Below are 19,315 nucleotides of genomic sequence, written 5' to 3'. Positions count from 1 at the left end.
TCAATTACTTCAATAATAAAATATTTTAGTAGTTCTATTGAAATATCGTGCTTCGTTTTATTAAAGCACGATATTTTTATTAGCATTATTATTTATCAGGAGGAATTAACGTGGATATAAAAGTGTCATTATGTATGATTGTAAAAAATGAAGAAAATGTACTGGATCGTTGCTTATCGTCAGTCGCACATTTAGTTGATGAAGTGATTATTGTAGATACAGGGTCAACAGACAAAACGAAGGAAATTGCAAGTAAATATACATCCCAATTATTTGATTTTGAATGGATTAACGATTTTTCTGCTGCAAGGAATTATGCGGCAAAACAGGCAACTGGTGACTGGATTTTAGTACTTGACGCAGATGAATTTATTGATGAGGAAAATTATCAGGAATTTATTAATGGTTTAAAAGAAGATAATGGTAAATTTGACACATATGGTGTAAAAATAATAAACTTTACCGGTTTATATGGAGAGAAACTAATTCAGAATTATCATGATCGTGTGTATAAGAATAACGGAGAAATTGCCTATTATCGTGCTATTCATGAACAATTAAAAGGTGTTGACGGTCAATCTCTGACCGGAAGTATAGCGAAGCTTTCAGTATTTCACTCTGGATACATGAATCACACTGTAGCCGAGAAAGGAAAAAATGAACGTAATAAAGACCTTCTTGATAAAGAAATGCAGGAAAGTAATAATGCATTTGATTATTTCAATTTAGGTAATGAATATTATTCACAGGGAAAATATGAAGAAGCATTAAAAGCATATACAAATGCTTATAATTTAAAGAGCAGCTATCAATTATCCTGGGTGGCTTCTACTGTAATTCAAATAATTAGTGTCTTAATACAGTTAAAGCGATATAATGACGCAGTTAATGTAATCGATGACTCTATAGAGTTATATCCAGGTTCATTTGAAATGGTCTTCTTAAAAGGTGAGATTAGCTATGTTAGAGGACAATATGATGATGCCAAGTATTACTTCGAAGAAATTATTAACAATAGTGAAAAGTACAATCATACAATCCTGAGACCAGATTTAAAAGATCAAATGCCGCACAGAAGACTTGGGGAAATATATAATTATGAGAAAGTATATGATAAAGCAATTTATCACTATATGAGTGTGTTAAATATAAATAAGCTAGATAGCGAAAGTATTGGTAAGGTTATATTTATTTTAAATAAATTCCATACAGAAGATGAAATTATTGAATTTATTGAAAGAAACGATTTAATCAATATGAAAAATTTAAATTATTATATGACAGTAAGTTTTAGTATTGGGAAACCAAATATTATAAAGCCTTTCTTGAAACATAATCAGGAAGACAGCATACTAGAAAAAGTCTATGAATTAAAGAATTACTGTTTAACTGGCTTAGGAAGTATAAGTGAATTTAAAGATTTATTAAACCTTAAAGTAATTGAGAGCTTGAACAAAAAGCAAATGCTTAACATTATCGATCTCTATTTCCTAAGAAAAAGGCTTTTGGATACAGGAGAATTCGCTTTGCTTGTTGAAGCCTTAGAGAAAGATGAGCATATAAGTATGTTGGTTCAATTAATGGATAACCTAACTAATGAACCAATTACTGACACAGAGCTGTTTTTGGGGTCTCTTCAAATCTTATTGAACTATAAAAAGTTTGATTATGTATCTGCGTTATTAAAAAATAAACACTTACTACCTGAAGCTACATTAGCGCAAACAGCTGCTATCCTTTATGAAAATGATTTTAAAGGAGAAGGTCTACAGCTATATAATGAATGTGATTGGGATTACTATACAGAACAAGACTTCCTTAATATTATTAATGGTTTATTAGAGACTGGTAACAACTTAAATGCCATGGAGTTTACTAAATATGCTTTACTGGTGTATGAAAATGACTTCAGGTTCTATAAGATGATTTTTGAAAACTCTATTGATCAGAATCAGTATAATACTACTGTAGAAAAAGCAAAACTGCTTTTCCCTGACAGTGTTTATTTAAAAGATTTATAAATCAAAAGTAATTCGAAGCATAAAAAGATGTTTATCTACCGGTATTCCCTGTATCTTAGAATTGCTACCGGTGGATAAATATTCTTTATTGTTTTTATGTTAGAATGTTCAGTTAATTACGGAGGATACATACATGTTTTTAAAAAAGAAACAGCGGGTTCTGGACCTTACAAATACAATTATGGAAATGGTTGCGGTATTAGATCAGTTAAAGGATCCTAGCCTAGAACTTTCAGATTGTTTAATGGCCTTAGACATTATCGCAGAGCAATTAATGCAGGAAGAAGAACTTTCTCCTCTCTTAGTAGAGCAATTTAATTTGGTTCAAAATAGTTTTGTTATGTATTACGAGAATTCAACAGAGGTAACTGCGGAAGGTTTAAGAGAAACTCATGAGCAGTTAGAATTACTTGTAACATTAATAAAAGAAACGACTGCTACAAAACTGAACATAGTATTTTTTCCTTATAAAGTTTCGATGTGGGATAGTCTTTCTACAATTTATGAAGCAGCAAAGAAGGATCCTGATTGTGTTGTACATGTTGTACCGATTCCTTATTACCAGCTTTCACAAAATGAGGCCATTCCTACTTATGAAGGTGACAGGTTTCCAAAGGACGTAGCGGTAACTCATTTCACTAACTATAATTTAGAGGAGCAAGAACCAGATATTATTTTTATCCATAATATTTATGATAATTACAATACTCTTACTAGAGTTTATGATGAATATTATACTTCAAACCTCAAGAAATACACTGATATGTTAGTGTACGTTCCATATTATACTGCTTCTTTTATTCCTTATAAAAAAGGTGGATTTTATCCTTATCATACTCCGGCAATAGATAATATCGATAAATTTATACTTGCACACAATAAGGAAAAGGAAATTGCAATGACAGAAGGGATATCAGAGGACAAACTGCTTGTACTTGGATCTCCTAAGCTAGATGTTATGCATCGTTCCTTAAATAACAGTCCTTATTATCCTGCGGAATGGACAGAAAAGCTTGAAGGGAAAACAGTTTATCTGCTTAATACAGGCTGTTTGTATTTTGCTGCGAATCCCTTCCTAGCATTGGAAAAGCTTATTGATATATTTAATATCCCTAGATTTATTGAAAATAGTGTTATCTTATGGAGACCACATCCGTTAACAAAGATCTCCATTTTAAAATACACCCCCTATTTTAGTGGGTACTTTAATAATCTTTTGGAAAACTGTATCCAAGGGGATGATGCAATGTACAAAGGTATCGTCTTGGATGAAACGGATGATTATATGAATGCTCTACTCTTAGCTGATGTATTAGTTACTACTGACAGTTCTATTCTCAGGTCGTACTTACTTACAGAAAAGAAGGTTTTATACTGGGATGAGAAAATTCCAGAAGATTCATTAGTTCCAGAAAATGCTTTTTATTACGCTTATGATAAATCGGAACCTTGGTATGAAGTTGTTAAAAAGCTTTCCAAAGGTTATGATCCATTAGAGAAAAATCGAAAAGGGCTAGGTTCACAGGTTTATGTAAATGCTGATGGATCAGCAGGTGAAAAGATATTTAGTGAGATTAAAAAAGGAATTAAGCTTGATTAGTATGGGTACAATTTCACTAGCTTTAATAACGAAAAATGAGCAGGAAAATATCCAAATTTGTTTAAATAACATTGGAAATTTAGCAGACGAAATAGTAATCGTTGATACAGGCTCAACAGACAGGACATTAGAAATTTTAACAAAGCAGCCACATGTAAAGCTTTTTCAAATTAAGTGGGAAAATGATTTCTCAAAAGCCCGTAATTATGCGATCGACCAATGTACAGGCGATTATATACTAGTATTGGACGCAGACGAATATATAACATTCGGCAAAAGAAATGAACTGGAAAAAGTCATGAAGCAAAATCAAATCGGCAGAATTAAAATTGTCAGCAAGTTCAAGAAAGATGGAGAGGAGTTCGAAGCAAGCTCCTATATATCCAGATTTTTTCCGAATTCTGTCCGCTATAAGGGAGCGATCCACGAGCAGCTGGATTCAACCCTCCCAAGAGTGGATATGAAGCTGACTGTTTCTCACAGCGGTTATTTCGATAAGGATAAAAGTGCAAGAAATATTCCTATCCTGCTTCAGGAACTTGAGAAACATCCAAACGATGCTTATTTCCATTATCAACTTGGAAAAGAGTACCGGTTAAGCAAGTCTTTTAATAAATCTTGGGACCATCTGCAGAAGGCATATGAGCTAGTGAAACAGCATGATGCTTTCTATAACCAGCTTATATTAGAGCTGTTACAGACAGGGAAAGAGCTTGTCAACAAAGAAACAATCATTGTCATTCGTGAAAATGAACAAAGCTTAAACAATGTCACTGATTTTCACTTTTATAAGGGACTTTTCTATTTAGATTATTGTTTAAACAATTTAAATGAAGCTATTCACTTACTTCCAAAAATAGAGGCCAGCTTTACAGCATGTCTGAATATCAGCAAGAAGAAGCATACAGAATATTTAAGCGGAACAGGCAGCTTTTTGGCACTGTATAACTTAGGTGTTTATCATGAGGCAATCGGCAGCATCGTGAAGGCGAAAAGATATTATATGGAGTCTGCAAGACTTGGCTATGAACCTGCCAAGATAAGACTTGCAGCAATTTAATTAATTCAGGTAAGGCAGTTCGGCAATAAATCCGAACTGCCTTTTTCATTGTATTAAAAGCGGAAAAAAGCAGCCGATATAACAGAAGTAGTATATATTTTTTAGGGGGAAATGCCAATGATAGAAAAGTATACTTCAAATAGCGTCTATACAGCTCAGCAACACAAGAATAATGAGAATAGTGTGACAAAAGTGAGCGAACCACCTGTTAATCCGCTCATAGAGGAGAATAAGCCTGTTGATCCTGCAAGCAAGGAAAAAGAGAGAAAAGATCTGGAAAGCTTGATTAACAGCATGAATGAATTTATTCAGCCTGCACACACATCTCTTAAATTCCAGCTTCACGATAAGTTGGAAGAGTACTATGTACAAGTCATTAATGATGACACAAAAGAGGTAATCAGAGAAATACCCTCAGAAAAAATGCTCGATATATATGCTGCGATGAAAGAGTATTTGGGCTTAATGGTAGACGAGAAAATTTGATTCATACTAATGACAGCAGCTCTTGCTTTAATAGGCAAGGCTGCTGTCATCCCTAAAAAAGCATAGGCATATCCTCTTAACTAGCTCTTTCTCCTAGCAAATTCAATATAGGTAAAAAGTAAGATATCTCAATAAAATGTTAAAGGCTGAAAAAGACTCGCCGATAATAATAGTAATCAATGATTATATTTAAAAAAAGCATTAGCTTTATTAGTTTAAATATAAAAAAAGTACGAGGTGAGGAATTTGGTTTTAAGAATAGGCGGACTCGCAAGCGGCATGGATATAGACTCCTTAGTAGAACAGCTAATGACTGCGGAAAGAGTACCTTTAGACAAATTAAATCAAAAGAAAACATATACAGAGTGGCAGCGAGACGACTATCGCGAAATGAACACCTTGTTGCTGTCATTGGATACATTGTTATCTGATGGATTGCAAAAGCAATCAACATTTATTAAGAAAACAATCAATTCATCTAATTCAGATGCATTGTCTGTTAAGAACGTAACATCTACGACTGATTTTTCGGGATCAATTGAAATAGAGAAGTTGGCTACGGCTGGTTCAATAAGAAGTAACGGTGCTACAGCTATTACTGATTCAACTGCAACATTGCGCAGTGCTGGGATTACTGACACAAAACTGACTATTTCTGCGATTGATGCTAACGGGGTTATGTCAAGCAAGGATATTGAAATTACAGATACAGACACGATGGACAGCTTAGTTGCTAAAATCAATCAGCAGTCAGGTGTAACAGCATTTTTTGATCCTACTTCTAAACAAATCTCATTTACTGCGAAAAATACAGGAGCAGTGGCAGATGGCCGTGAAATCATACTAAGTGGAGATCAGGATGGAACCGCTGGCTCTCTACTAACAAAATTGAATGTAGCATCTGACAATACTGGGACAAATGGAACAGCAGGTTCAAACGCTAAATTCACATACAACGGAATCGAAACAGAAAGATCATCCAACACCTTCCGAATCAACGGTGTAGAACTAACACTCAAACAAGTAACAGAAGCCGGCAAGCCGATAACATTCTCATCAACAGCTGATGTTGATTCTATTTACGACTCCGTTAAAGGCTTCGTTGACAAATACAACGAAATAATCGAAAAAATCAGCGATAAAATCGGTGAGACGAAGTACAGAGATTATACTCCTTTGACTGATGCTCAAAAGGAAGAGATGACAGAGGATGAGATTAAGAAGTGGGAAGAGAAGGCGAAGAGCGGGACATTAAAGAATGATCAGATTCTTTCTAATGTGTTGAATAGAATGCGTTCTAGTCTTGGTTCTATCGTAAACACAGGCGGTGCTTTCTCTAGACTTTCTGATATTGGCATCACAACGACTAACAACTATTTAGAAGGCGGTAAGCTTGTAATCGATGAAGACAAGCTAAAGGAAGCAATTACGGCCGATCCTAATAGTGTTTATAAGCTATTCCAAAACAGCAGTGCTACTGGTACAGCTGATCAAGGGTTTGCACAGAAGGTCAGAGCCAACTTGAAAGTAGCAATGGACGACATCAAGACGAAGGCTGGTTCTTCTTCAAGTGTTAATAACACATTTACATTAGGAAAACTGTTGAATCAATACAGTTCAAGAATTTCAGATTTTGAAGATAGATTAACGACAATTGAAAATAGATACTGGGCAAGATTTACGGCAATGGAGACAGCTATCAATAAAGCGAACAGCCAGTCTGGTTATTTGACAAGCATGTTCAGCCAATAAAAAGGAGTAATATAAATGGCAACTACTAATCCGTATCAATCATACAAACAGAATTCAGTTAATACAGCTTCACCAGGCGAGTTAACGCTTATGCTTTATAATGGCTGCCTGAAATTCATCGGTTTAGCCAAAAATGCCATCCAAAATAATGATATTGCGACGAGAAACTTAAATATTCAAAAGGCGCAGAACATTATCCAAGAACTGATGGTGACATTGAATATGGAAATTCCAATTTCTAAAAACTTTATGTCTTTATATGATTTCATGAACCGTCAGCTGATTAAAGCTAATATTGTGAGTGACATCAAAATTCTGGAGGATGTAGAATTTCTGTTGACAGAATTCCGAGATACATGGAAAGAGGCTATCCAGATTAACCGTCAAAAACAATATGCTTCTGGCGGGCAAGTTTAATGGAAGCAATCAAGCAATGCTATGCAGTTACTGCAGAGCTGATTGACCACTTAAAGGGTGAACCAGAAAAGGATACTGATAAAATCAATAACCTTCTTAATAAAAGGCAGGCGACGCTTACGCTTTTGAAAACACCTGAAACAGAAGTGGAGAAGAAGCTGGGTCAAGCCCTTCTTCAGCAGGATAAGGAGCTGTTAGGGCTCCTTGAAGCGGAAAAGAAAAACATTCAGCAAGATATTAAAGAATTAAAGCATAAAAAAGCTTCTAATCAGAAGTATGTCAATCCGTATCAGTCTCTGCAAACAGATGGCATTTATTATGATAAAAGAAAATAACATCACAAAAACCATTCACTTTTTAAAGTGAATGGTTTTTATTTTATTTAGATCACTCTCGAAAGCTCATGATGCTTCTTATCATTAACGACATTTTCACCGATCAAGGCGATGGGATCGTAGGGCTTGCTCGATTTAATGACAGAATAGGCATCGATTTCTACATTGGATGAAACGACTGCGCGTTCAACAACTGCATTTTCCCCAACAACTGCTCCTGGCAGAAGTACAGAGTCTTTAATGACAGCGCCTTTCCCAATCGTTACTCCATGGAAGATGACAGAGTTTTCTACTGTTCCGTAGATTTCACATGCTTCGCTGATTAATGAATGTTTCACAGCTGAAGAGTCATCAAGATATACTGGCGGATGGGATTGTTCTACAGTGTAGACATTCCATTCCTTATCTTTTAAGAAGATATTGGATTCTTTTTCAAGCAGATCCATATTGGCTTCCCAGTAGCTGTCGATTGTGCCGACATCTTTCCAGTAGCCTTTGAATTGGTATGCGTGGAGTTTTAAATTGTCATGCAGCATTGCGGGGATAATGTCTTTTCCAAAATCCTTGCAGCTGTCTTGATTGTTTTCTTCTTTTTCCAAGTAAGCTTTGAGGGTTTTCCATTTGAAGATGTATACACCCATAGAAGCTAGGTTTGACTTTGGATCTTCTGGCTTTTCTTCGAATTCACTGATACGATTGCCTGAAGATTCTGTATTCATGATACCGAAACGGCTTGCTTCTTCCCACGGTACTTCTGTAACAGAAATCGTTGCATCAGCATTTGTCTCGATATGCTGTTTCAGCATTAGATCATAATCCATTTTATAGATATGGTCGCCAGAAATAATCAAAACATGCTCTGGGTCATACTGTTCAATGAAGGGAGTGTTCTGATAAATGGCATGTGCAGTTCCTTCATACCAGCGTTCTTCCGTATCGCATTGGTACGGAGGCAGGATGGAAAGACCGCCGTCTCTTCTGTTAAGATCCCATTCTTTTCCATCTCCAATATAATTTTGCAATACATGAGGCTGGTATTGTGTCAGCACGCCAACTGTATCAATGCCAGAATTCCGGCAATTGCTTAAAGTGAAGTCGATGATTCGGTATTTTCCACCGAACGGTACTGCTGGTTTCGCTAGATGATCTGTCAGTTTCTTTAATCTCGTTCCTCTTCCACCGGCTAAAAGCATGGCGATACATTGTTTTTTCATGATAACCCTCCTGTATTCGTTTTCAGATTGATGTTTAGATGAAGTATTATAAGCGGTCATCTTCCCATAATTTGTAGTAGTACTCATGCTCTTCTTCAGCTTCAATGCTGTTATGCTGTTCCTCTGGAAGTTCAGTTAATACTTTCAAGTTGTTCAATGTTGTTTTCCTCCTTGGCCATTCATATAGACGTAATTCTATTAGATTTTAATTACTTTAACAATTAAAATAATTAGATGTTTTCTGTCAACTACCGACAAAATTCGAATATTTATTTATATTTTGAAGAGGTACAGTTCTTTTTTTTGAGAAGTTATTGGCTTGTTTCATGTAGTTTTTAATTACCCCAGCTATTTTTTTTTAAAACCAAGTTATATCAAAAAAATTGTAAAAGATTGTTCTAAAATAGAATTTAGTCCAAAAGCAGGATACGAAAAGCTAGTAAAGACTATGTTTATTTATGGAGAAGAACATGTCCGCCATGCCTGCGTCTGCTTGAAATGAAAAAGTGTGAATAAAAAAAGGGATATTTAGAAAAATGGCAGTTGCTATATTGATAAAGATTCTCTTGAAAAATTTGTCTAAAAAAGCAGATGAAAAATTTGCCGTAAACTTTTTTTAAAAAACAGCCAGTTTTTTATTTGTTCACAAATTTGTCGAATTTTCTAAAAGTTTTTGCAGGAATGTGGAAGGGTAAACGAGAAATATAATGTATAGTCAAAAAGTTCATTACTCGCATAGTTTTAAAGCTGCGAGGGGAACAATAAGACTTGCACTGGAATACAAAAGGAGGAGTAACTTATGAATTTCAACATTAGAGGAGAAAACATTGAGGTAACTCCAGCAATAAGAGAATATGTAGAAAAGAAAATCTCTAAATTGGAAAGATATTTTTCCGAGACGCCAGATGCAAATGTCAATGTGAATTTAAAAACCTACAATGATAAGACTGCAAAGGTGGAAGTAACAATACCGATGTCCCAGCTGGTGCTTAGAGCAGAAGAAGATCACTTGGACATGTATGCAGCAATTGATTTGATTGTTGATAAATTGGAACGTCAAATCAGAAAACATAAAACGAAAGTAAACCGCAAGCAGCGTGAAAAAGGCAATCTGAACACTTTATTCGGTGCAGATGAGCCTAGTGCAGCAGCACTTCAGGAAGAAGAGGACGAGATGGAAATTGTCCGCCAGAAGCGTTTTAATTTAAAACCGATGGACAGTGAGGAAGCCATTTTACAAATGGATCTTCTTGGTCACAGCTTCTTTGTTTACACTGATGCGGAAACTAACTCAACAAATATCGTTTATAAAAGAAAAGACGGCAAGTATGGGCTTATTGAAGCAAAATAAACGTATAGCAGCAAGAAGGAAACCTGCAGGATATAACTGCAGGTTTTTTCTGTTTAAATACGAAGCTTTTTTTAAAATCGCAGTATTTTGCGATAATATTATGGCAATTACTTGAATACTCCTGCAATCAAGAGGAGTGTTTGATATAATGAGCGAAAGTATTATAGATAAATATTAGATAATAAGTGTGGGTCCAGAATATCTTCTTACTAGGTGTCAATTTCATTTTCAAGGGGTGTGAGCGGCAATGAAAAGGTCTGTAATGGAAGCAAACTTGTTTTGTACACACTGCAATAATGAAAGTCTTCATGATGTTGTTTATATAAATGAAGAAATAACGAGCGTCAAATGTCATTCCTGTTTATATGAAGCAGGCATGAAGGTTAATATCATGAGGGAATTCTACAAGGAACTGTTTGAGCATATCGCAACAAAGCCGAGTAGAATTACTGAAGAATATAAACAGGATTTGAGCCGATTTATCGCTAGACTCCCAATAAGGGTGATCAGCAAGCCATACCGGTTCATGCGCTACTTAAATGAATCGAGAAAGGTTATGAAGTACTATAAAAAATGTTGATTTTCTTAATATAATGAATTTTGCTTTTAGGACAAAGTCATATTTATAACCCCTTCTAGTCTATTCCATCTTTCCTTCAGACGAAAGTTGTCACTCTATTGCGGAAATGGTAATATATATAGGAAAATACTAGTGCAGCTACATATATTTAATGGTATCCTTTTTATAGGGTGTTTACAAAACAGTCACTTCATTTTCATGAGATTTTAATGAACAATGAATATGCTATAGTTGCTTAAATAAACTAGCTTTTATGCTATTGATATAATAACCAAATGATAGTTTTTAAATAGAATCTCTCATTACAATAATAAAGGAGCGTTTTTTAATGCTTGGTATTTTAAATAAGGTTTTTGATCAGAATAAGCGCGATATAAAGAAACTTACAAAGATTGCAGAAAAGGTAGAGCTTTTGGCGAGTGAAACGGCAGCATTAAGCGATGAGCAGCTAAAAGCAAAAACAGAAGAGTTTAAAGCGCGCTACCAAAAAGGTGAAACGCTCGATGATATGCTTGTTGAGGCTTTTGCAGTTGTGAGGGAAGCTGCAAAACGTGTGCTTGGATTATACCCATATCCTGTACAGTTAATGGGGGGAGCTTCCCTGCATGACGGAAACATCTCTGAGATGAAGACAGGGGAAGGTAAAACTTTAACTGCGACAATGCCTGTTTACTTGAATGCACTTTCCGGCAAAGGCGTTCATGTTGTAACAGTCAATGAATACTTGGCGTCACGTGATGCTGCTGAGATGGGACAGCTGTATGAGTTTCTTGGCTTAACTGTCGGCTTGAACTTAAACGGTTTATCAAGAGATGAAAAGCAGGCAGCATATAATGCTGATATTACGTATGGAACAAATAATGAATTCGGCTTTGATTATCTTCGCGATAACATGGTCCTTTACAATGAGCAAAAGGTTCAAAAACCTTTATACTATGCTGTTATCGATGAAGTTGACTCCATTCTGATAGATGAAGCGAGAACACCGTTGATTATCTCCGGATCTGCTCAGAAGTCGACACAGCTGTATGTGCGGGCAAATGTTTTTGTGAGCAGTCTAAAGGTAGAAAAAGACTATACTTACGATGAAAAAACGAAGGGTGTTCAGCTTACAGAAGAAGGGATGAGCAAGGCAGAGCGAGTTTTCCAAATTGAAAACCTGTTTGATGTCAGCAATGTAGCGATTAACCACCATATCACACAAGCCCTTAAAGCACATGCGAGCATGCATAAGGATGTTGATTATGTTGTGCAGGACGGCGAAATTGTCATCGTTGACCAATTCACAGGCCGTCTTATGAAGGGCCGCCGATACAGTGACGGACTTCACCAGGCGATTGAAGCTAAGGAAAATCTTGAAATCCAGAATGAAAGCATGACACTTGCGACAATCACATTCCAAAACTACTTCCGCATGTATGAAAAGCTTGCCGGGATGACTGGTACTGCAAAAACTGAGGAAGAGGAATTCCGCAATATTTATAATATGAGTGTTGTTGTCATCCCTACAAACAGAGATATCATCCGTGATGACCGCGCTGATTTGATATATGCAACAATGGACGGCAAGTTCAGAGCTGTTGTGGAGGATATTGCAGAAAGACATAAAAATGGACAGCCTGTTCTAGTTGGTACAGTTGCGATTGAGACATCTGAAATCATCTCGAAGTATCTTTCTAAAAAAGGCATTCCTCATAACGTCTTGAATGCGAAGAACCATGAAAGAGAAGCGGAAATCATCGCTACTGCCGGTGAAAAGGGCGCTGTTACAATCGCAACTAACATGGCAGGACGCGGTACGGACATTAAATTAGGAGAAGGAATCAAGGATGTCGGCGGTTTGGCTGTAATCGGTACAGAACGCCATGAAAGCCGACGGATTGACAACCAGCTGCGTGGACGTTCCGGACGTCAAGGGGATCCTGGTGTTACTCAATTCTACCTTTCTATGGAAGATGAATTGATGCGACGTTTCGGATCTGACGGAATGAAGGCAATGATGTCGAAACTAGGCATGGATGATTCCCAGCCTATCCAAAGTAAAATGGTTTCAAGGGCTGTTGAATCAGCTCAAAAACGAGTGGAAGGAAACAACTTCGACTCACGGAAACAGCTTCTTCAATATGATGATGTACTACGCCAGCAAAGGGAAATTATCTATGCACAGCGTAATGAAGTGCTGACAAGTGAAAATCTTCGTACCATTGTAGAAGCGATGATTAAATCATCCTTAGAACGCCATGTGGCGGCACATACACCGGACAGTGAAGATCAGGAAAACTGGGATCTGCAGGCAGTCCTTGATTATGCCAACGGAAATCTGCTTCAAGAAGGTGAATTGGAGCTAAATGATATTCGCGGCAAAGATGGCGATGAAATCGTTGAAACAATCATGGAAAAGGTATTGCGCCACTATGATGAGAAAGAAGAGAAGCTTACAACAGAACAAATGCGAGAATTCGAAAAAGTTATCGTGCTCCGTGCTGTTGACAGCAAATGGATTGACCATATCGACCAAATGGATCAGCTGCGTCAAGGTATCCATCTTCGTGCATATGGACAAATCGATCCGCTTCGCGAGTACCAATCAGAAGGATTTGCGATGTTTGAACAAATGGTCTTATCCATTGAAGAGGATGTTGCTAAGTACATCATGAAAGCGGAAATCCGTGAAAACCTTCAAAGGGAAGAAGTAATGAAGGGACAAGCAGTTAATCCGAAAGAAGAGGGCGAAAAGAAGCCAAAGAAAAAGCCGGTTATGAAAAAGCTTGATGTTGGCCGAAACGCTCCTTGTTTCTGCGGCAGCGGCAAAAAGTATAAAAATTGCCACGGAGCTAATTTATAATAAATGAAAGGACCTGCCTCTCCTGTTGCTTTGAGGCAGGTCTTTCTTAGTCAAAGGAATTGTATATCTTCATGAAGATTGGAAATGCTTGAATACAGAGTCAAGTTTAAGCAAAACACCTTTCGGAAAGGAAAGCATGCAATTTTTCTTGAAAAGCCATATAATACTAGAAGGAAGCAGCAAGTGTATGCTGTTTTGAACTATAATTTTTAAAAAGGGTGACAGATAAATGGAATTAGCAGATATTCGCAACGAATTAGAGAAGATAAATGTAACACTAGAAAACTTTAGGGGGTCTCTTTGACTTAGATAACAAAGAGGCACGAATTGCTCATTTGGAAGATGAAATGCTGCATCCTGACTTCTGGAATGACCAGCAGGCGGCACAGACAGTTATCTCTGAAAGCAATGGTTTAAAAGACCAGGTTAATGAATTTTATAAGCTGACAGAAACATTTGAAAACCTGGAACTTACTTATGAATTGGTTAAAGAAGAAGATGACGCTGAATTGCGCAGTGAATTGGAAGAAGAACTGGTTGATTTAGTGAGTAGCTTAAGCCAGTTTGAGCTGAATTTGCTGTTAAGTGAGCCTTATGATAAAAACAATGCTATTTTAGAGCTGCACCCAGGTGCAGGCGGAACAGAATCACAAGACTGGGGCAGTATGCTTTTGCGCATGTACACACGCTGGGCAGAGAAAAGAGGCTTCAAAGTGGAAACTTTGGATTATCTGCCAGGTGATGAAGCTGGGATTAAAAGTGTAACGTTAGCGATTAAAGGTCATAATGCTTTCGGTTATTTAAAAGCAGAAAAAGGTGTACACAGACTTGTCCGCATCTCGCCATTTGACTCATCTGGACGCCGCCATACGAGCTTCGTATCTTGTGAAGTTATGCCAGAATTCAATGATGAGATTGAAATTGAAATCCGTACAGAGGATTTGAAGGTTGATACGTACCGAGCAAGCGGTGCTGGTGGACAGCATATTAATACAACAGACTCCGCTGTTCGTATTACACATATCCCGACAGGAGTAGTCGTGTCTTGTCAAACAGAGCGCTCTCAGATTAAAAACAGGGAGACTGCTATGAAAATGCTAAAAGCAAAGCTATACCAGAAAAAGATCGAAGAACAGGAAGAGAAGCTTGCAGAAATTCGCGGCGAGCAAAAGGATATCGGTTGGGGCAGCCAAATTCGTTCCTACGTATTCCATCCATACTCTCTTGTCAAAGATCACCGTACAAACACAGAAGTAGGTAACACACAATCCGTTATGGACGGAGACATCGACCTCTTCATAAATGCATACTTGCGTTCAAAGCTAAGCATTGCAGAATAACATTTACGCCATCACAACAAGTGATGGCGTTTTTTGTGTTTAAGAATACTCGCAATAGGTAATTAATTATGAAGTGATTATTTAATTTTGGTAAAGTTTTGCCAAGTATGCATTTGGGCAAGGAATTGTAACGTATAATTTTTTTAAGTCATTATGTTGGTAAGGAGGGCATGAAGTTGCCGTGAAAATATTCCAAATTCTTAATTAATTTACTTTTTAAGGGAAAAGTGAAACTTTTTGCTGTAAATTTCGTTTATAGGTATATTAATGGAATTATTTAGAGATTCTTATAGTAATTGGTTATTTTAAGAAAAGAGGTTATGAAATGAAAGAGGCTGTATTAACGATTGCTGTTCCTTGTTATAACGAAGAGGAAGTATTCGAGCATACATATTTTCAACTAAAAAAGGTACTTACTTCCCTAATTTCCGAAGGTCTTGTAAGTTCCAAGAGCCAATTGCTCTTCATCGATGATGGGAGCAAGGATTCCACATGGGAAAAAATCGAGAGTGCGACACATTTTGATAAGCTTGTAAGCGGGTTAAAACTGTCGCGAAACTTCGGTCACCAGCGGGCATTGCTTGCAGGGCTTGAGGAAGCTGTTCAATTTTCTGATTGCGTTATTAGCATTGACGCAGATCTGCAGGATGATACTAGTGTGATTAGAGAATTTGTGCTGAAGTACTTGAGCGGCTGTGAAATTGTGTATGGTGTGAGAAGCAAAAGGGAAACAGATACCTTTTTCAAACGAAGTACAGCACAAGGCTTTTACCGCCTGATGGAAAAAATGGGATTATCGCTAGTATATAACCATGCCGATTATCGTCTGTTAAGCAAAAGGGCGCTGACAGAGATGCTTAAGTTTAAGGAATCTAATCTGTTTTTAAGAGGGGTAGTTCCCTTGCTTGGTTTTAAGACGGCGAAGGTATACTATGAGCGCAAAGCCCGAGAGGCTGGAGAATCAAAATACCCAATTGCAAAAATGCTTGCATTTGCTTTAGACGGTATCACATCCTTCAGTGTTAAACCGATTCGCTTTATCACTTTAATAGGTTTTTTATCGTCTATTATCAGCATAATGGCAGGAGGCTATGTGCTTGTGCAAAAAATCATCGGTGAAACAGAATCTGGATGGGCGTCCTTAATGATTTCTCTATGGCTGATTGGTGGCCTTTTATTGATGAGCATTGGTCTCATAGGGGAGTATATCGGAAAAATTTACGAGGAAGTTAAACAGCGTCCACGTTATATCATCGAGGATAATTTGTGCAGAAACAAACAAGCTAATGCTGTTAAATCGAAGGTGCATGTGTAATGCTGCGCTCTTCTTTCATACGGTTTTTGCTCGTTGGGCTGATTAACACAGCAGTTGGGCTATCGATTATGTATGCCTGTCTGCTGCTGTTCCATTTCAGCTATTGGAGCTCAACCTTTATCGGCAACTTAGTAGGTGCAGCTGTAAGCTATATGCTTAATAAAAATCTTACCTTTCAAAGTAATGCTAGATTCGTAGGAAGCAGTATTCGGTTTGCTATTGTTATACTGGCATCCTATTTCATTTCCTATAAGCTAGGATTGGTGCTAGTGGAGGAAACCGTTGGTAAATCACCGCTGCTTGTGGAATATGTAGAAGTGATAGCGGTCCTTTTTGGAAGCGGAATGTACACGATTTTAAATTATTTTGGGCAGAAGTATCTTGTGTTTTCACCTAAATATCAACAAGTTCCTGGGAGTGTTAAATGATTAACGTAACAGAAAAAAATAAGCAGGAAAAAATCTTCCTAGCAGTGGCATTATTAATTGTTTTTTTATGGGTATTACCCTATTTTATCCTGAACGGACAGGCGCATATGCGTATGCATGATAATCTTGATTCTAATCTCGGCTGGTATGAAGTCCTGAAAAACAGCGGCAATATGTTTGCTCCTGTCAATACACCAATGGAGCAGATAATGAACGGTGAGTTTTCTCGGGATACGTACTATTCCGAATACTATGGGATGCTATTTCTTTTCAACATATTGCCGCCTGTAGTCGCATATGGATTGAGTCAGGCGATTACCCGTTTTTTTGCCTTTTTAGGAATGTATCTTCTCCTGAAAAAACATGTATTTAAAAATTCAAATCCATACTTAATTACAATCGGTGCAGCGTTGACTTTCGCACTAACGCCTTACTGGCCATCAGGTATGCTGAGCATACTCGGAATGCCGTTAGCATTATGGAGCTTCCTTAATATTAGGAAGGGCGAGCGCAATTGGAAGAACTATTTAGTGCTGACACTTCTGCCGGTTTTCTCCACCTTTGTAATCGGCTTTTTTTACTTTCTAACATTTGTCGGTTTACTATGGTTGTACGATCTCTTTAAAACGAAGAAATGGAATTTCGTTTTCTTATTATCCATCGTATATATGCTAGCAATCTATTTAGTTATTGATTATCGATTAGTTATCTCTATGATAGCACCTGCTTCTAGTGAGTTAACAAACAGAGATGTCTTTTATCAGTCCAAGCTTGATATATTCCAGACATTGCGTCTTCTTGTAAAGAACTATGTGATTAGCCATAATCAAGACAGGACCATCTCCCAATTCATTATTATGCCGCTCACTATTCTTTGTTTAATATGGGTGCTTATGAAAAAGCAGGCGAAAGACAACCGGTTATTCCTTTTCTTGCATATACTAAACCTCGTCCTATCTACTTGGTATGCATTTTGGTTTTTTGAAGGATGGCAGCCGCTGAAGGAGCGTGTCAGCCTTTTGACAAGCTTTAACTTCGGGCGATTCCATTACTTGCGGCCAATGATTATTTATGTGCTTTTTGCTTTGTCACTGAAAATGATTTGGGACAAAGGTGGGCGCTTAAAATATGTAGTGTATGCATTAATTGCTGCACAGCTGTTTGTATTAATACCTAACAATGAAGAAATCAAATATAAAAATCAGCCAAGCTATGCACAATATTTTGCGGAAGATGAGTTTAAAGAAATAAAGGAATACATAAACAAGCCATTGGACTCTTTCAGAGTTGTAAGCATAGGGATGCACCCTAATGTTGCCCAGTACAATGGCTTTTATACCCTTGATTCATATAGCAATATTTATCCATTAAGCTATAAAGAAGAATTCAGGAAAATCATTGAGCCTGAGCTTAACAAGAATAAGGGGCTAAGGGAATATTATGATTACTGGGGCGGACGCTGTTACATATTTGTTGACGAGCTCGGTAAAAAGTATCAGTTTTCTAAGCATTCTAAAAAAAGTATTAAGAATTTAAGCTTAAATACAAATCAGCTGCAAAAAATGGGCGGTCAATATATCTTATCAGCACTGCCAATTGAAAATGCAAAAGATAATAATTTAACGTTTGAGAAATCATTTGAAACAAAAACAGGCTATTGGAAGATATATCTTTATGAAGTGAATGGATAAGCATCCATTCACTTTTTTAGTATAAATAGCTCATCGCAAAAATATATATATTTCTGGAGGTGTTTATGGAGATATTAAGGGCTATTATCATGGGTATAGTAGAAGGATTGACGGAGTTCGCTCCTGTTTCGTCAACAGGTCATTTAATTTTAGCAGGTCATCTGCTGGACTTTACAGGCAGCAGTGCTAAAACCTTTGAAATTATTATTCAGCTTGGCAGCATTCTTGCCGTGATTTTTGTATTTTGGAAAAGGATTTTAAGCATATTAGGATTGAAGAGGTTTCAGGACTCTGAAAGTATAGGAACGCTCAGCTTTTTTCACATAGCAGTCGGCATTATTCCCTTCGGTGTTGGTGGTGTGCTGCTTTATGATTTCATTAAAGATGTACTTTTTCGTCCAGCGACAGTGGTTATTACCTTAATTATTGGAGGGTTGCTGATGCTGGCAGCTGAAAAGTTCAAACCAACTGCAACGGCGAAAACACTCGATCAAGTTACATACAGACAAGCATTGACTGTTGGTTTTTTTCAATGCTTTGCATTAGTGCCGGGTTTTTCCCGTTCTGGAGCAACCCTTTCAGGCGGATTGCTTGCTGGAATGAATCATAAAACAGCCTCAGAATTTACATTTATTATGGCAGTTCCTATTATGTTTGCCGCATCAGCAAAGGATTTGCTTGAAAGCTGGAACAGTTTAGGAGTACAGGACATTCCCGTATTTGCAGCAGGCTTTGTGACAGCATTTATGGTCGCGCTGATTGCTATTAAATTCTTCCTGCGCTTAATTAATAAAATTAAATTGGTGCCTTTTGCTTTTTATCGTTTTGGACTGGCCATTGTATTTTGGATTTTTATTTTATAAGGTTACTAGTTTTAAAA

Annotated in this window: 16 protein-coding genes; 15 read left to right on the top strand and 1 reads right to left on the bottom strand. The window is 37.1% G+C overall.

Translation table 11 applies throughout. The features are described from left to right. The first annotated feature begins 110 nt into the window (after positions 1-110). The 7 genes from ACLIJJ_RS23870 to fliT all read left to right on the top strand — a co-directional run bounded on the left by ACLIJJ_RS23870 (position 111) and on the right by fliT (position 7,671). A complete protein-coding gene (locus ACLIJJ_RS23870) occupies positions 111-2,021 on the top strand; it encodes a glycosyltransferase (protein ID WP_411411802.1) in 1,911 nt (636 codons plus the stop codon). Positions 2,022-2,154: 133 nt separating this feature from the next. Beyond that, complete coding sequence (locus ACLIJJ_RS23865; protein WP_411411801.1) at positions 2,155-3,621, top strand: hypothetical protein; 1,467 nt, start codon at positions 2,155-2,157, stop codon at positions 3,619-3,621. After that, positions 3,590-4,681, top strand: a complete 1,092-nt coding sequence (locus tag ACLIJJ_RS23860) for a glycosyltransferase family 2 protein (protein ID WP_411411800.1) — start codon at positions 3,590-3,592, stop codon at positions 4,679-4,681. Before ACLIJJ_RS23865 ends, ACLIJJ_RS23860 begins: the two co-directional genes overlap by 32 nt. A 117-nt stretch (positions 4,682-4,798) precedes the next feature. After that, positions 4,799-5,167 (top strand): flagellar protein FlaG, encoded by a 369-nt coding sequence (flaG, locus tag ACLIJJ_RS23855; protein ID WP_237941923.1) that lies wholly within the window; start codon positions 4,799-4,801, stop codon positions 5,165-5,167. Positions 5,168-5,413: 246 nt separating this feature from the next. After that, on the top strand, positions 5,414-6,919 hold the full coding sequence (locus ACLIJJ_RS23850; protein WP_233318431.1) for a flagellar hook-associated protein 2: 1,506 nt from the start codon (positions 5,414-5,416) through the stop codon (positions 6,917-6,919). 15 nt (positions 6,920-6,934) lie between these two features. Then, positions 6,935-7,336: a flagellar export chaperone FliS gene (gene fliS / locus ACLIJJ_RS23845; RefSeq protein WP_233318433.1), complete on the top strand. Its 402-nt coding sequence runs from the start codon at positions 6,935-6,937 to the stop codon at positions 7,334-7,336. Then, positions 7,336-7,671 (top strand): flagellar protein FliT, encoded by a 336-nt coding sequence (gene fliT / locus ACLIJJ_RS23840; protein WP_233318435.1) that lies wholly within the window; start codon positions 7,336-7,338, stop codon positions 7,669-7,671. Before fliS ends, fliT begins: the two co-directional genes overlap by 1 nt. Positions 7,672-7,718: 47 nt before the next feature. Here the strand turns inward: fliT and ACLIJJ_RS23835 are convergent, their stop codons facing one another. Beyond that, the gene (locus ACLIJJ_RS23835) at positions 7,719-8,885 is read right to left on the bottom strand and encodes a glucose-1-phosphate adenylyltransferase (RefSeq protein ID WP_233318437.1); all 1,167 of its coding nucleotides are present in this window, start codon (positions 8,883-8,885) and stop codon (positions 7,719-7,721) included. Between the two features lie 799 nt (positions 8,886-9,684). Here ACLIJJ_RS23835 and hpf point away from each other — a divergent pair. The 8 genes from hpf to bacA all read left to right on the top strand — a co-directional run bounded on the left by hpf (position 9,685) and on the right by bacA (position 19,298). Beyond that, complete coding sequence (hpf, locus tag ACLIJJ_RS23830) at positions 9,685-10,236, top strand: ribosome hibernation-promoting factor, HPF/YfiA family (protein WP_233318439.1); 552 nt, start codon at positions 9,685-9,687, stop codon at positions 10,234-10,236. A 247-nt stretch (positions 10,237-10,483) separates the two neighbouring features. Beyond that, positions 10,484-10,816 carry a bh protein gene (locus ACLIJJ_RS23825; protein ID WP_233318440.1) on the top strand — a complete coding sequence of 111 codons (333 nt, stop codon included), beginning with the start codon at positions 10,484-10,486 and terminating at the stop codon, positions 10,814-10,816. A 328-nt stretch (positions 10,817-11,144) separates the two neighbouring features. After that, complete coding sequence (secA, locus tag ACLIJJ_RS23820) at positions 11,145-13,661, top strand: preprotein translocase subunit SecA (protein WP_233318442.1); 2,517 nt, start codon at positions 11,145-11,147, stop codon at positions 13,659-13,661. Positions 13,662-13,890: 229 nt separating this feature from the next. Further along, a protein-coding gene (gene prfB, locus ACLIJJ_RS23815; RefSeq protein ID WP_233318444.1) for a peptide chain release factor 2 occupies positions 13,891-15,001 on the top strand; the annotation gives its coding sequence in 2 pieces (ribosomal slippage) (positions 13,891-13,962 and positions 13,964-15,001; 1,110 coding nt in all). Positions 15,002-15,326: 325 nt separating this feature from the next. Continuing rightward, positions 15,327-16,316: a glycosyltransferase family 2 protein gene (locus ACLIJJ_RS23810; RefSeq protein WP_251644764.1), complete on the top strand. Its 990-nt coding sequence runs from the start codon at positions 15,327-15,329 to the stop codon at positions 16,314-16,316. Continuing rightward, on the top strand, positions 16,316-16,744 hold the full coding sequence (locus tag ACLIJJ_RS23805) for a GtrA family protein (RefSeq protein ID WP_233318455.1): 429 nt from the start codon (positions 16,316-16,318) through the stop codon (positions 16,742-16,744). Before ACLIJJ_RS23810 ends, ACLIJJ_RS23805 begins: the two co-directional genes overlap by 1 nt. Beyond that, the gene (locus ACLIJJ_RS23800; protein ID WP_411411799.1) at positions 16,741-18,435 is read left to right on the top strand and encodes a DUF6044 family protein; all 1,695 of its coding nucleotides are present in this window, start codon (positions 16,741-16,743) and stop codon (positions 18,433-18,435) included. The genes ACLIJJ_RS23805 and ACLIJJ_RS23800 overlap by 4 nt, the downstream gene beginning before the upstream one ends. 65 nt (positions 18,436-18,500) lie before the next feature. Then, a complete protein-coding gene (gene bacA, locus ACLIJJ_RS23795; RefSeq protein WP_411411798.1) occupies positions 18,501-19,298 on the top strand; it encodes an undecaprenyl-diphosphate phosphatase in 798 nt (265 codons plus the stop codon). The last annotated feature ends 17 nt before the right edge of the window (positions 19,299-19,315 follow it).

Origin of the sequence: Niallia laureatilytica (genome assembly GCF_046613985.1) — a bacterium.
In the GTDB taxonomy this organism is placed as follows: domain Bacteria; phylum Bacillota; class Bacilli; order Bacillales; family Cytobacillaceae; genus Niallia.
Note: the sequence above shows the minus strand (reverse complement) of the source record. Positions and strands in the feature narration are given on the sequence as shown.